Origin of the sequence: Chryseobacterium defluvii (assembly GCF_014204415.1) — a bacterium.
Taxonomy (GTDB): Bacteria; Bacteroidota; Bacteroidia; order Flavobacteriales; family Weeksellaceae; genus Chryseobacterium; species Chryseobacterium defluvii_A.
Map to the genome: position 1 here is coordinate 515429 of NZ_JACHLE010000002.1, position 14089 is coordinate 529517.

Consider the following 14089-nt stretch of genomic DNA (forward strand, 5'->3'; position numbering starts at 1 on the left):
AATTTAGATTCTTCACTTCGTTCAGAATGACACCGGAGTATGGTTCGCATAAACTTAATGACTAAAAAGAACTGAAATCATAAAGTGTTTCTGAAAATCTTTCATAATTTTATATATGTATTAAAAATCACTTAAAATCATTTAAAAATGAAAGGACAAACATTAGCATTATTGGCAGGATGTGCGTTTTTGGCGGCTTCATGCTGTACTACAAAAACATACTCCATCAATGCAAAGAGCGGAACAGAAACGGGAGGAACAGCCAAGTTCACCCAGAAAGGAAGCGAAGTAGTAATGAATCTTAACGCTACTCATCTTACTCCGGGAATACATGCTGTACACATTCATGAAAAAGGCGACTGCTCCGCAGCAGATGCAACTTCTGCAGGAGGACACTGGAATCCGGCAAAAGATGATCATGGAAAATGGGGTGCCGAACATTTTCATATGGGAGATATCGGCAACCTTGTTGCTGACCAGAACGGAAATGCAACACTTACCTTTAAGACCGATAAATGGTGCCTTGGCTGTACCGACGAGTCTAAGAACATCATAGGAAAAAGCCTTATCATGCATGCTGCTGCAGATGACTTTCATACACAGCCTACAGGCAATGCCGGCGGAAGAGTAGGATGTGTGGAAATTAAATAGCTCTAAACTCCTTGTAAATAAAAAAACCACTAATTTTCATTAGTGGTTTTTTTATTTTTATGATTTTGCATTCATATCTGTGATGATATTCATTGCTTCCTGAAGGTAAGAGTCTTTTCTAAGGTTTTTGACCCATATTTCAGATTTCTTTTTGAATGCTTCGTCTTTTTTCTCTCTTTCCACTTCATTCTGATACATGGTGAACTTAAGCCCGTTTTCAAATTTAGTGAGTGCCTTGAATTTTTCAATCTGGGCTTTTCTCTGCTTCATCACCTCATTGAATTTATTGATATTCAGGGTAATGCTTTCTTCTTTATCCAAATTCTCTCTCCATTGGGCAGATTCAAGTAAAAGCTGGTAGTTTGAATTTTTAGCCATCCTGTTAGTGCTTGCCTTTTCAAGGTTCTTAATATCAAAATAGCTCATTTTCTGGAAGTTTGTACTTGGAATTTTATCCCATGCCAAGGCATAATCATCATATCTTTCTCCCACTTCAGCATAGGTAAAGAAGTCTTTCATCTGGATATCGGAAACAATTCCTTTTCTTTGAGTAGACTCTCCTGTAACTCTGTAGAATTTCTGGATCGTTAATTTTAAAGATCCGAAGTCATCTTCTGTATTCAGAAACCTGTTCAGATCTACAAAAGTCTGTACTGTTCCTTTTCCGAAAGACTGTGGGGAACCAATCACCATCGCTCTTCCGTAATCCTGCATGGCCCCAGCCAAAATTTCTGATGCTGATGCTGAAAGCTCATTCTGCATAATTACCAAAGGCCCTGTCCAGATCGGAGATTCGTTTTTATTCTTTAAGGTCTGGATTTTTCCGTTCCCGTCTTTTACCTGTACATAAGGCCCTGCATTCATGAAAAGCCCCATAATATCGCCTACTTCCGTTAAAGAACCTCCGCCGTTATTTCTAAGGTCAAGAACAATTCCCTGAACGTTTTGGTCTTTAAGTTTAATAATTTCATTTTTGATATCATCAGATGCATTCCTTCCTTTTGCATCTTCAAAATCCGCATTGAAGCTCGGCAGATTAATAAAACCATATTTTTTACCATCAGGAGTATCTACCATGATACTTCTGGCAAAAGTATCCTCGATAGCCACTTCCTCACGGATCATGGTAACATCCTTGATCGTGCCGTCTTTTTTCTGAACAGTTAAGGTTACCGGTGTTCCCTTTTCTCCCCTGATCAGTCTTACGGCTTCATCGGAAAGCATTCCTACTACATTTACCGCATCATCTTTCGGTTTGGATTTTACTTTCAGTATTTTATCTCCTTCTGAAAGCTGCTTGGATTTCCAGGCCGGAGCCCCGATAGTTAAAGCACCCAGATAAAGGTTTCCTTTTTTCTCCTGGATAATGGCTCCGATCCCGATCACTTTTCCGGTGAAATTGGTATCAAAATCTTCTTTATCTTTTGGAGAGTAATAGTTCGTATGCGGATCGAAAACTTCTGTATAGGCATTCATATACACCGTGAACCAGTCCATTTTCTTTCTTTTCTTAAATCTTGTAAAGGTCTCTTTTACAAGGTCTTTTACTTCATTCGTAGCTTTTATTCTTTTTTGCTCCGGAGTAAGGATCTCAAGCTTGATGGTATCTTTAAGCTTGTATTTCTGAACAGAATCTTTCTTCTCTTTCTGGGCTTCTTCCTTGCTGTTCATAGATTCAATCTCCTGAAGGATGTTATATTTAATGAACTTTTTCCACTCATTGTACTGCTCCTGTTTGGTAACGGGTGCTTTCTTAAGTTTCGGTTCAAGGGTCAGCGTTTCGTCTTCTTCCAGATTGATTGGTTTGCTGAAGATCTCCTGCGTGATTTTATCGATCTCATCCACCCTCTGGTAAAGCCTGTCAATGGTAAGCTTATAGAAAGTGAGGTCTCCTACGTTCAGATAATCATCAAGCTTTGCTTCATGTTTGCTGAATTCATCCATATCGGATTGAAGAAAGTATCTTTTAGCAGGGTCTGCCAATTCAAAATAATGCTTATAAACGTCTTTGGAATAAGCGTCATTGATGGGCTTCGGGCTATAATGTAAGTAAGAAAGGGTATTTTTTACACTCACCATTATCGTCTGCATTTTTTCATCGTCATTCTTCGGCGAATTGAAGCAAAACATAAGACTTGTTAATGGAATTAGAAGTAAAAATTTATTTAGTTTAAAATTTTTCCACATAAACTGTCTGTATTTATTAATTTTTTTTAATTATTATTACAATTAGTAGTAACATTCTATTTGCTGTTACAAACTATCAAATTTAATACCTTATTTACAATTATCGAATACTTTTGAGTATTTTTGTTAAAATTAATTTTTTTTATGGAAAGACCTCTTATTCTGGTTACTAATGATGATGGAATTACAGCACCTGGTATCAGAAATCTTATAAGTTTTATGAATGAAATTGGGGAAGTTGTGGTAGTAGCTCCGAATTCTCCGCAAAGTGGAAAGGGTCACGCGATCACTATCAATTCTACCCTAAGCTATGAAGAAGTACATCTGGATGGTCCTCAAAGAGATTTTTCCTGCAGCGGAACTCCTGTTGATTGTGTAAAAATGGCTCTTGACAAAATTTTGCCAAGAAGACCGGATATTGTAGTGTCAGGAATTAATCACGGAGCCAATTCTTCCATTAATGTGATCTATTCCGGAACGATGTCTGCGGCGGTGGAAGCCGGTGTTGAAGGTCTTCCTGCAATCGGGTTTTCTCTTCTGGATTTCAGCTGGGAAGCAGATTTTACCCAGGCTAAAGAACATATTCAGAATATCGTTAGAAGAACATTGGAAAACCCAATGCCAAAGGGTATTGTTTTAAACGTGAACATTCCAAAGCTGAGTACGGAAGAAATAAAAGGAATCAAGGTCTGCAAGCAGGCTCATGCCAAATGGGAAGAAAGCTTTGATGAAAGAGTAAATCCGCACGGAAAAAAATATTACTGGCTGACCGGATATTTCAATAACATGGATGAATCTGAAGATGCTGATGAAACGGCTTTAGCCAACGGATATATTTCGATAGTCCCGGTAAAATTCGATCTGACAGCTTATGAATATATGAAAGAACTGGAAGAGGTAATGAATTTTAACGATGTACGGGAAACTAGATAATCCTGTTTATCATTCTCTTAATGAGTTTCATCAAAAGTTTTGCTTAAACTTTAGAAATTCCAAATTCTACCATCCGGAAGTGGCTGCCTTTGGAGGTTCTCCTGATTTTGCTGCGGAAAAAGACATCACAGAATACGCAAAGATCTGTGATGATTTTCTTATTTTCGGAGCAAAGCCGGATTTAGGGAATTTCCGGACAGAATTATCTAAGCTGGTCTGTGACCAGTATGTTCTTGAAAACAGAATAGAATTGGACATCAGTGAAGAGATCGTCCTTCTAAAAGCTGAAAATCAGGATGAATTGCTGGTTTTTGTGAAAAAGTTTTACCCTCATTATTTTAAGAACAGGACTCCCGAGTTAGGACGTTACTTCGGGATCTTTAAAGACCATAAACTTGTAGCGGTAACCGGGGAAAGGATGCAGATGAACGATATGACAGAAGTAAGTGCAGTGATTACGGATACGGATCACCTCGGGAAAGGATATGCCAAACAGCTTATAACCTTTGTTTCAGATAAAATATTTCAAGATGGTAAAACGCCTTTCCTGCATGTGGCTGAAAGTAATTTCGGGGCTAAAAAGCTGTATGAAAAACTCGGTTTTCATCATCGGGGTACAATAAATTTATGGGGCGTTAAGAAATAGTCTTCTCCCTTTTTATTTTAACCCATTAAGATTAGCTTTCTATTTCTCGAGAAATCGTTCTGACTCAAACCTCATTCAATTCAATTCCTATTCCTTAAAAAATCTTAATGGCTGATAGCCTTTATTTAAATTTATCTTAAAGTCCGGAATATTAATTCTGCTTTTCTGTTTTTCATTCAATCTTTTTGTTAATTTTATTTTGCAAACAATTTTAATCAATTATCCAAATGCGAATAGAATATGATATAAAACTGGGATTCAAGGATGTAATGTTCCGTCCTAAACGTTCTACCTTAAAATCCCGTTCTGAAGTTGATCTGGAAAGAGAATTTACTTTTCGCCACACCAAAAAGAAGTGGAAAGGTGTTCCCGTTATTGCAGCCAATATGGATACGGTGGGAACTTTTGAAATGGCGGTAGAGCTGGCAAAAGAGAAGATCATTACGGCCATTCACAAGCATTATTCGGTTGAAGAATGGAGCCGGTTTTTACAAAGCCAGCCGGAAAGCATCTACCAATATATCGCTTTAAGCACCGGAACCGGGAAAGTGGATGAGGAAAAAATAAAACAGATCCTTGAAAAGCACCCAAAAATTGAGTTTCTCTGTATAGATGTAGCGAATGGCTATTCTGAGCATTTTGTGGAATTTGTGAAGAAGGCAAGGGCCAGTTTCCCGGATAAAATCATCATGGCAGGGAATGTAGTAACCGGTGAAATGGTGGAAGAACTTCTTTTGGTAGGTGCGGACATTATAAAAGTGGGAATAGGCCCCGGATCCGTATGTACTACCCGCGTAAAGACCGGTGTGGGTTATCCCCAGCTTTCCGCTATTATTGAATGTGCAGATGCCGCACATGGCCTTGGAGGGCATATCATTGCAGACGGAGGCTGTAAAGTTCCGGGCGATGTGGCCAAAGCATTTGGCGGCGGGGCTGATTTCGTAATGTTGGGTGGAATGTTTGCCGGCCATGATGAAAGCGGAGGTGAAATGATTGAAGAAAACGGTAAGAAATTCCGTTTATTTTACGGAATGAGCTCAAAAACAGCAATGGATAAGCATTCCGGCGGTGTTGCCGAGTACAGGGCATCGGAAGGAAAAACGGTAAAAGTAGCCTATAAAGGTCCTGTTTCGGAAACGGTAAAAGATATTTTGGGCGGTGTACGCTCGACCTGTACTTATGTGGGTGCATCCAAACTGAAAGAGCTGTCTAAAAGGACTACTTTCATCAGGGTTCAGGAGCAGGAAAACCAGGTCTTTAAAGATTAAATTTTTGAATGAATCCTGTATTTCACATACTGAACGGTGACTGCCTCGCTGAACAATTAAAGGAAACTTCTGTTGGTGGCGAGGTAATTATCTGTCGGGAAGCTTTGGTTTCGGGAAAGGTAAAGGCAGATTCCCTGGAAGATTTCTGGGAACTGAGGGCTGAATTTATTTCCGGAGAATATGGTATTGAAAAAGAAACTTATTACGAGAAAACCGTTTCTGAATTTCAAAAAATAATAAACATTCCCGAATTTTCTGAAGTCAACTTATGGTTTGAAGATGACTTGTTTTGCCAGATCAATTTATGGTTCTGCGTTTTTTTGCTTTCAAAAATTAAAAATATCAGAATGTACCTAGTTTTTCCTCTGGTTTCCGAAAATGAAGATCACTGGAGGGGATTTTCATTATCAGACAGTAAGGGTCTGGAAGAATCGATGCAGTCGAGAATTGAGTTTAGAGAAAAAGATATTCAGCTGGGTGTAAATCTTTGGAATACTTATCAAAATGATGATAGGCAGCAATTGATCCGATTATCCGAAAATGAATCTGATTGTTTCGCTTTACTTAAGCCTGTGATCGAAGCGTATTGCAATACTTCTCCTGAAAATATTACTTTAACAAATCCGGAAGTGTATATAAAAAACCTCGTTGATAATGGAATCAGGGATTTTAGCTCTGTTTTTAAAACGTTTCAGCAAAATTTGGGAATATACGGTTACGGTGATCTTCAGGTAAAGAAAATGTATGATAAGGCTTTACAATCGTAAAAATGCCTACCTTTCCTTTGATCTGATGTATTTTTTATTGAAGTATTTTTCCAGCTGATCATTGATATACAGCTTCTCCTCGCTGGCTGAAGACATTTCTCCAAAATATAATACTTTAGGCACGGTTTTTATCCTTTCAACTACTATTGAATCTTTGGGAGAAGTGCTGATCACAGAGATCCTTTCATTGACCTCTTCTTCATACTTTCCGAGATCTGTATATGCGATTTCCTTAATAATAGTATTCAGGTTATAATTAATATCAAAATTGGAATATTTTTCAGGGAAGAAATGAGTTCCGGGCAGAAATATTATCGCCAGACTTATCCACCAGTATCTTCTGATATCTTTATACAGTAACATCAGAACGGGTGCGGCAGTGATACAATAGAAGAAAATAATGTTTTCGAACTGCCTTCCCATAGGATTCAATATATAGCCTGTAAAAATTAAGGGGAAAAAGGAGCTCCCCCAAATCAGCATTACTTTTTTCAGATTGATTTTCCGGCAAATTGTTTCCAGCTCTTTTTCGAAGATTTTTATAAATAATGGTAATACCAAGGCTGTTTTTATGAAAATATAGACGGAATTCGCCCCAAAAACTTCGATTCTTTTGATCCATTTCTGAATGAAGGAAAGTTCTAACCCTCCGCTCATTCTTTTAAAATTCCCGGGTGCTAAAAAACTTACTAAAAGAAATACAGTTCCTACTGCTAACAATATTTTATATTCTTTCGATTTCTTCTGAGAGTACAGAAGTATCAACAGTCCTTCAATAATCAATGCCATTATTTCATTTGAACCCATAAGAATGGCTATAAGCATAATGGAAAGCCAAAATCCTGTTTTCATTCCGGATTCATTGTATTTTCCGAGAAAATAAAGCAGAAGGCCTGAAAGAATAACCGGCAAAAAGTATATATTGGATCCTGTGACCCAGAAATAATGTTCAGGTAGGCCCGTAAGAAGAACAGTATAAAAGAAAAACAACAGAAAACCTTTAATCAGTGCTTCTTTTACGGTGTATTTAAAATAATATCTGAAATTTAATCCCGCGGTTCCTATGAATGCCAGAAATAAAAATACCGGGTATATTTTAGGTAACAACCCCAGGTGATCATAATAGACAGGGTTTAAAGTACTTATCGAATATCCGAAATACCTCCCACCCCAGTTTGAATAAAAGTTTTTAATATTCTGAAAAACTCCAAATTTCCGTGTAGTATAAGAGTATATATAATCATCGGTCTGATATACATTAAAAAAAGAAATGTAAATCAGACCGATAAGTAAAGTGATCGATAAAAATAGGGTGATATTCCGTACCGATTTCATTTTTTATGTCAGCAACCCGCCATCTACATTCAGAACCTGCCCTGAAATATAGTCTGCCATATCACTTCCGAGGAATACACATGCATTGGCAATATGCTCAGGCTGTCCTAATCTCTTCATCGGAATACTGTCTTTCCACATCTGAACCGCTTTTTCGTCTAAAGCTGCCGTCATTTCAGTTTCTATGAAACCTGGAGCTATTGCGTTGCAACGGATGTTTCTTGATCCCAATTCAAGGGCTACCGACTTGGTAAAACCGATAACACCTGCTTTGGAAGCAGCATAATTAGCCTGGCCTGCATTTCCGCTTATCCCCACTACTGAGGTCATATTGATAATAGAGCCTGATTTCGCCTTCATCATTGGCTTAATAACCGCTTTTGTAAGGTTGAATACGGAATCTAAATTTACTTTCATAATAATGTCCCAGTCTTCTTTGGACATTCTCAGTAATAAATTGTCCTTTGTGATCCCGGCATTGTTGATCAGAATATCGATCTTGCCAAACTCAGCCATTACTTCATCCACTAATTTCTGGGCTGCATCATAATCCGATGCATCAGACTGGTAGCCTTTAATTTGAGTTACAGAACTTAAAGCAGCTTCTAATTCTTTAGCTTTGTCTACAGATCCTGCATAGGTAAATGCCACTTTTGCTCCCTGCTGGGCAAAAACTTCGGCAATCCCTTTCCCGATTCCTCTTGTAGCTCCGGTAATAAGTGCTACTTTTCCTTCTAATAGTTTCATATTTATTAATTATTATTTTTCTTCACTCAATCAATCCCTGTGCTTAGCTGGTGTTTTGTATCTCTAAAATAGATTTTTTAGCCTATTAAAAATAATAAGAGACCGCAAAGATATTACAATTTACTATTCAATACATTTTAAATCATCAATTTACTGAATATTTGCAACTGTTTTTCATCATAAATGTATAGTGAAAGATCCTATAGAGCAGATAGGAGACAATGAAGCTGAACCTTTAAATGGAATTATTCACAATCAGGACAATTTCCCCTTTTAACGTTTTACTCTTGGAGAATTCGATCAGTTCATGGATTGTGCCTCTTTTTGTTTCTTCAAATTTTTTAGATATTTCCCTGCTCAGGCTCACTTTTGTATGCTCCCCGAAAAATTCCCTGATCTGCTCCAAAGTAGTATTTATTTTGTGCGGGCTCTCGTATAAAACAATGGTTTTTTTTTCTTCGGCAAGCTGTTTCAGCTTTGTCTGCCTTCCCTTTTTTTGAGGCAGAAATCCGGCAAACAGAAATTCATTATTGGGTAATCCTGAAACTACAAGAGCCGGAACAAAGGCCGTAGCACCCGGAAGGCATATCATTTCAATATTATGGTCTGCCCCTGCTTTCCCCAATAAATATCCCGGGTCTGAAATTCCCGGTGTTCCTGCATCTGTAATGATGGCAATATTCTGTCCGTTTTTCAGGTCGGAAATTACTTTTTCCGTGGCCTGATGCTCATTATGTAAGTGATAGGATTTTAACGGCTTGGAAATTTCAAAATGCTTTAAAAGTATTCCTGAGGTTCTGGTATCTTCACATAAAATATAATCCGCTTCTTTCAGAACATTTACGGCTCTGAAGGTCATATCTTCCAAGTTCCCTATGGGAGTAGGAACGAAATATAGTGTACCGCTCAAAACTATAAGAATTTATTTTCTACCAATACCCACAGCCTTTGCGCATATTCATCCGCTTTTTTCCAGTTTTTCTCATAATAGAGCTCGCTCAGGTATTCTTTAGCCTCTTCCAGGGTTTTGAAACTGTTCAGTTCTGTAACCACCTCATTCAGCTCTGACTGGCTTCCTCCAAAGAGGGTCTTTGTAAAAGCTATCCTGTCATTCAGGTCTAATCTGAATTCAGGCTTGGTTTTTTCTGCCTCCATATAATCTGTCGGGATATTGGTTTTCAAGATACTGCCTGTACTTTCTACGGTCTGTACCGGTTTTTCCTGCGGAATATTCCTTTCCAAAGGATCATCATCAAATAAGGTCTGTACTGCTTTTAATCCTTTGATATTGGCCAGTTTTATTTTTTTCTCCTGGTTATAGGCATCTATGTTTTCGAAGCTTTCATCAGACGCAGGCCTCTCCTTTTCGGTTTCCGGCGAAGGCCTGTCTATTTCGACAATTTTTCTTCTGTCTGCTTCTCCGGAAATTATGATTTCCTCCTGTTTCTCTTCTGCCTGAGCTTCATTTTTTATTTCATTTACTATATTCTCTACATTCGAAGTTTCGCTTGCCATTTCTCCCTGCTCAATGATGGTATTCGAAGTGATAAACCGCTCTTCATCTTCTTCGATCAGGATATCATCTTCCGGAATTTCAGTATCAAAAATGCTTGGTATCCTTTCAGTTGCATCCTGTGTTTGATCAGCTTCTTTTTCCCCACTTATTTCCTGTTCAAAGCTGTCCTGAATTTTTTCTTCCTCATCAAAAGGTGCATCGGCATTTCCCTGGTAATCAGAAACTTCGTTTTCAAACTGATCAATCTCATTCAACTGATTGTTAAAAATTGCTTCCTCTTCCGTCACCTCGTGGGTGAACATTCCTTCATGAATCCCATCATCATTATCAGGTTCGGCATTGGCAAGAATCCTTTCCTCATCTATAAAGTTTAATACACTTTCCTGATAATCGGAAGGTTCGCTTTCATCAATTTCGTTCAGTTGGTTATTAAAAACAGCTTCTTCTTCTGTTATTTCGTTAGGTGAAGATTCTTCCTGAATATTTTCAGAATGATCATCTATTTCGTTTAATTCATTATTAAAAATCGCCTCTTCTTCTGTAACCTCATGGCTGAACTCCTGTACCTCTGCATCAGTATTTATAATATATTGGTTATCAGAATTCTGAAATGAATTATCCTGAATAAAATATTCGATGTTTTTTTCCAGCAATCTTAAAAAAGAGATCCTGTTGGCCAGTTCATCTACCAGATCCTGCTTAGAAAGTAATTCATCTACATTGTTTATTTTCTCCAAAATATCAATGATATTTTTGGATTCGAAAAAAATCTTTTCCTTTAAATCTTGGATGTTCTGCATATAAGATTCTTGTTAAAATTGCTTACTTTTGATGTTAAAATATTACGGCTAATTTAACAAATGTTTTTAGAAAATACAATTAATCATTCCAAACAAAGCGGATGGATGGAAGTTATTTGCGGCTCTATGTTTTCAGGAAAAACTGAAGAGCTCATCCGGCGGCTCAGAAGGGCTGAAATGGCAGGACAGAATGTGGAAATTTTTAAGCCTAAGCTGGATACCCGGTATTCTGAAGAGGATGTCGTTTCTCACAATCAGAATAAGATCCGCAGTACGGCAGTGGAAAATCCCAACGAGATCCTTTTGCTGGCTTCCAATTGTGATGTGGTGGGAATAGATGAGGCACAGTTTTTCGATGAAGGCATTGTTGATATATCTAATCAGTTGGCAAACAGTGGAATAAGAGTAGTTATTGCAGGTTTGGATATGGACTTTCTCGGCCGCCCTTTTGGGCCTATGCCTAATTTGATGGCTACTGCAGAGTACGTGACAAAAGTGCACGCTATTTGCAAGAGAACAGGTAATCTCGCCAATTACTCTATGAGAACATCTCAGGGAGATAACCTGGTGGAACTGGGGGAAACTGAAAGTTATGAAGCCGTAAGCCGCCGTGTTTTTATTGATGAAGTTCTTTTAAAAAAGAAAAAATAAATTTATAAAGGTAAAATCGTGAAATTGTAAAAAGACTGAAAATAAGTTCTTTAAAACAAATTCGCAGTTTTACAATTTTGCCTTTTTACGATTTTGCGATTTGGCAATTTCGCTCAAACCAAAGCAGAAAGGGTATCAATGAATTATACAGTAAAAGAAATTGCAGCCATCACCAATGCACAGATCATTGGAGATAAGGAATTAGTGGTTAAAAATATAGCTTTTGACAGCAGGATCATTTATTCAACAAAGAATACGGCATTCATAGCAATTAATACTAAAAAAAATTCAGGGGAAAAATTCATTGAAGCTACTATTGACAGGGGAATAAATATAATTATCTCCGAACATCATGCCCCACAGTTTGAAAATATCACCTGGCTGATTGTAGAAAATTCTGTTGAATTTCTGCAAAAGCTGGCCAAATACCATTTTGAAAACTCCGGATTAAAATCTATCGGAATTACAGGAAGCAACGGAAAAACTATTTTAAAAGAATGGCTATATCAATGTTTATGGAACGAATTCCCGACCGTAAAAAGCCCGAAAAGTTTTAATTCCCAGATCGGACTTCCACTTTCTTTACTTCAGATCAACCATTCCCATGAACTTGGGATTTTTGAAGTAGGTATCTCCAAGCCAAATGAAATGCGAAGATTGGAAAGTATATTCCATCCACAGATCGGCTTGCTTACCCATATCGGTTCTGCTCATGCTGCCAATTTTGAATCCGAAGAAGAGCTGATCAACGAAAAAATCAAGCTTTTCAGAGAATCTGAGGTCATCATCTACAATGGCGATAATTCACTGGTTGATAATAGAATAAAAGAATTATATTCAGGTAAAAGATTAATTTCTTACGGATTTAAAAAAGAAAACGATGTCTTTATCAAAAATAATATTTCAAAAGACGAAAATATCGTGGTAGAATATTTTGATGAAGAGATCATATTCCCTGTTCATCAGAGGGACGAAGCCACTTTGACCAATGCTTTGGCCCTGATCACGGTTTTAAAGGAACTGAATATTGATAATCAAAAGATTATTGAAAAAATTAATAGCCTGAAAGCCATTGAAATGAGGCTGGAAGCTATTGAAGGAATTAAAAATAATATCATCATCAACGATTCCTTTAATCTGGATCTGGATTCCCTGAAAACAGCACTTCAGTTTTTAAATGAATATAAAAAGCCTAGGAAATCATTAGTTTTAACGGATATTGTTGGAGTAAACTCTAATTCCAAAGAGCTGTATGAAGAAGTTTCAGAGCTTGTGAATGAACAAAAATTTGATTCTGTCTTCCTCATCGGGCACGAAATTACCAAATTCGATAGCCTTTTCAACACTAAAACCTTTACTTTCATTAATACTAAAGAACTTATTGAAAGTAAACACCTTAATGAAATTGAAAATCAGATTATTCTTTTAAAAGGAGCAAGAAAATTTGAGATCGAAAAACTGAAAGATCTTCTTGAACTCAGAAAGCATGATACTGTTTTGGAGATCAACCTGAACGCAATTTTGCACAATATCAATTATCACAAATCTTTACTGAAACCCGGCACAAAAATGATGGCCATGGTAAAAGCAAATTCCTATGGATTGGGAAGTTATGAGGTTTCAGAGTTTTTACAGCATCATCATATTGATTATCTGGGAGTTGCATATGCTGATGAAGGTGTTGAACTTCGTAAAAAGGGAATTACCACTCCTATTGTTGTGATGAATCCCGAACAGCATAGCTATGAAGCCATTATTGAATACAATTTAGAACCGGAAATTTACAGTTTCAGGGTATTGGATTTGTTTTACGAAGCCGTTCAGAAATCAGGATACGACAAAAAATATCCTATCCACATCAAATTAGAAACAGGAATGCACCGTCTTGGTTTTAAAGAGTTTGAACTAGATTATCTCAATGAAACCTTAGAACATAAAAATCTGAAAGTTCAGAGTATTTTCAGTCATTTATCATCTTCTGATGTACCCGCAGAAAAAGATTTTACCTTAAAGCAACTAGAAGCTTTTGAGAAAAGTTCAGCATATTTAATCAAAAAATTAGGATATCAACCTGACCGCCATATTTTAAATTCTTCGGGAATAACGAGTTACACGGACTATCAGTATAATATGGTGAGAATCGGGATCGGTATGCTGGGCGAGTCTTCCAATCCGGAGATCCAGAAGCAGTTGCAGTCTGTGGTAAGCTTTAAAACGGTAATTTCCCAGATCTCCTTAGTAGAAAACGGGGAATCTGTCGGTTACAGCAGAAAGTATAAAACGGATCATCCCACAAAGATTGCCACCATTCCTGTTGGCTATGCAGACGGAATTCCCAGACTGATAGGAAACGAGGTGGGAAACGTGGGGATAAATAAAGTTTTAGCCCCTATTGTTGGGAATATCTGTATGGACATGATGATGATTAATGTAGATGATATCCCTAATGTAAAAGAAGGAGATACGGTAACTGTTTTTAATGCCAAACCCAACTTAAAAGAATTTGCAGATTATTGCAAAACAATAACTTATGAAGTATTAACCTCTATTTCGCCCCGGGTGAAACGGATATATATAAAAGATTAATT

Annotated in this window: 12 protein-coding genes; 7 read left to right on the plus strand and 5 right to left on the minus strand. The window is 37.4% G+C overall.

The annotated features are described in order from the left end of the window. Positions 1 to 147: 147 nt before the first annotated feature. Positions 148 to 651, plus strand: coding sequence for a superoxide dismutase family protein (locus HNP38_RS10820; protein WP_184189234.1), 504 nt, complete (start codon positions 148 to 150; stop codon positions 649 to 651). A gap of 57 nt (positions 652 to 708) precedes the next feature. Here the strand turns inward: HNP38_RS10820 and HNP38_RS10825 are convergent, their stop codons facing one another. Continuing rightward, complete coding sequence (locus HNP38_RS10825) at positions 709 to 2838, minus strand: carboxy terminal-processing peptidase (RefSeq protein ID WP_184189237.1); 2130 nt, start codon at positions 2836 to 2838, stop codon at positions 709 to 711. 144 nt (positions 2839 to 2982) lie between these two features. Between HNP38_RS10825 and surE the strand changes: the two genes are divergently transcribed. From surE to HNP38_RS10845, 4 genes are all read left to right on the plus strand, one after another. After that, positions 2983 to 3771 (plus strand): 5'/3'-nucleotidase SurE, encoded by a 789-nt coding sequence (surE, locus tag HNP38_RS10830; protein ID WP_184189240.1) that lies wholly within the window; start codon positions 2983 to 2985, stop codon positions 3769 to 3771. Next, complete coding sequence (locus HNP38_RS10835; RefSeq protein WP_184189243.1) at positions 3752 to 4417, plus strand: GNAT family N-acetyltransferase; 666 nt, start codon at positions 3752 to 3754, stop codon at positions 4415 to 4417. Before surE ends, HNP38_RS10835 begins: the two co-directional genes overlap by 20 nt. A gap of 227 nt (positions 4418 to 4644) precedes the next feature. After that, positions 4645 to 5685: a GMP reductase gene (locus HNP38_RS10840; protein ID WP_184189246.1), complete on the plus strand. Its 1041-nt coding sequence runs from the start codon at positions 4645 to 4647 to the stop codon at positions 5683 to 5685. 8 nt (positions 5686 to 5693) lie between these two features. Then, on the plus strand, positions 5694 to 6452 hold the full coding sequence (locus HNP38_RS10845) for a DUF1835 domain-containing protein (protein ID WP_184189249.1): 759 nt from the start codon (positions 5694 to 5696) through the stop codon (positions 6450 to 6452). A gap of 6 nt (positions 6453 to 6458) precedes the next feature. Here HNP38_RS10845 and HNP38_RS10850 read toward each other — a convergent pair whose 3' ends face one another. The 4 genes from HNP38_RS10850 to HNP38_RS10865 all read right to left on the minus strand — a co-directional run bounded on the left by HNP38_RS10850 (position 6459) and on the right by HNP38_RS10865 (position 10850). Further along, on the minus strand, positions 6459 to 7787 hold the full coding sequence (locus HNP38_RS10850) for a DUF6056 family protein (RefSeq protein WP_184189252.1): 1329 nt from the start codon (positions 7785 to 7787) through the stop codon (positions 6459 to 6461). A gap of 3 nt (positions 7788 to 7790) precedes the next feature. Further along, positions 7791 to 8534 carry a 3-oxoacyl-[acyl-carrier-protein] reductase gene (gene fabG, locus HNP38_RS10855; protein ID WP_184189255.1) on the minus strand — a complete coding sequence of 248 codons (744 nt, stop codon included), beginning with the start codon at positions 8532 to 8534 and terminating at the stop codon, positions 7791 to 7793. Between the two features lie 235 nt (positions 8535 to 8769). Next, on the minus strand, positions 8770 to 9444 hold the full coding sequence (gene rsmI / locus HNP38_RS10860) for a 16S rRNA (cytidine(1402)-2'-O)-methyltransferase (protein WP_184189258.1): 675 nt from the start codon (positions 9442 to 9444) through the stop codon (positions 8770 to 8772). A 2-nt stretch (positions 9445 to 9446) separates the two neighbouring features. Continuing rightward, positions 9447 to 10850 carry a hypothetical protein gene (locus tag HNP38_RS10865; RefSeq protein WP_184189262.1) on the minus strand — a complete coding sequence of 468 codons (1404 nt, stop codon included), beginning with the start codon at positions 10848 to 10850 and terminating at the stop codon, positions 9447 to 9449. A 60-nt stretch (positions 10851 to 10910) separates the two neighbouring features. On the opposite strand from HNP38_RS10865, the gene HNP38_RS10870 reads away from it, so the two are divergent. Further along, positions 10911 to 11501, plus strand: coding sequence for a thymidine kinase (locus tag HNP38_RS10870; RefSeq protein WP_184189265.1), 591 nt, complete (start codon positions 10911 to 10913; stop codon positions 11499 to 11501). Between the two features lie 138 nt (positions 11502 to 11639). Continuing rightward, positions 11640 to 14087, plus strand: a complete 2448-nt coding sequence (locus tag HNP38_RS10875; RefSeq protein WP_184189270.1) for a bifunctional UDP-N-acetylmuramoyl-tripeptide:D-alanyl-D-alanine ligase/alanine racemase — start codon at positions 11640 to 11642, stop codon at positions 14085 to 14087. Positions 14088 to 14089: the final 2 nt, after the last annotated feature.

Coding starts and splice junctions, on each gene's coding strand:
- HNP38_RS10820 (WP_184189234.1), top strand. CDS start 148: ATGAAAGGACAAACATTAGCATTATTGGCAGGATGTGCGTTTTTGGCG.
- HNP38_RS10825 (WP_184189237.1), bottom strand. CDS start 2,838: ATGTGGAAAAATTTTAAACTAAATAAATTTTTACTTCTAATTCCATTA.
- surE (WP_184189240.1), top strand. CDS start 2,983: ATGGAAAGACCTCTTATTCTGGTTACTAATGATGATGGAATTACAGCA.
- HNP38_RS10835 (WP_184189243.1), top strand. CDS start 3,752: ATGTACGGGAAACTAGATAATCCTGTTTATCATTCTCTTAATGAGTTT.
- HNP38_RS10840 (WP_184189246.1), top strand. CDS start 4,645: ATGCGAATAGAATATGATATAAAACTGGGATTCAAGGATGTAATGTTC.
- HNP38_RS10845 (WP_184189249.1), top strand. CDS start 5,694: ATGAATCCTGTATTTCACATACTGAACGGTGACTGCCTCGCTGAACAA.
- HNP38_RS10850 (WP_184189252.1), bottom strand. CDS start 7,787: ATGAAATCGGTACGGAATATCACCCTATTTTTATCGATCACTTTACTT.
- fabG (WP_184189255.1), bottom strand. CDS start 8,534: ATGAAACTATTAGAAGGAAAAGTAGCACTTATTACCGGAGCTACAAGA.
- HNP38_RS10865 (WP_184189262.1), bottom strand. CDS start 10,850: ATGCAGAACATCCAAGATTTAAAGGAAAAGATTTTTTTCGAATCCAAA.
- HNP38_RS10870 (WP_184189265.1), top strand. CDS start 10,911: ATGTTTTTAGAAAATACAATTAATCATTCCAAACAAAGCGGATGGATG.
- HNP38_RS10875 (WP_184189270.1), top strand. CDS start 11,640: ATGAATTATACAGTAAAAGAAATTGCAGCCATCACCAATGCACAGATC.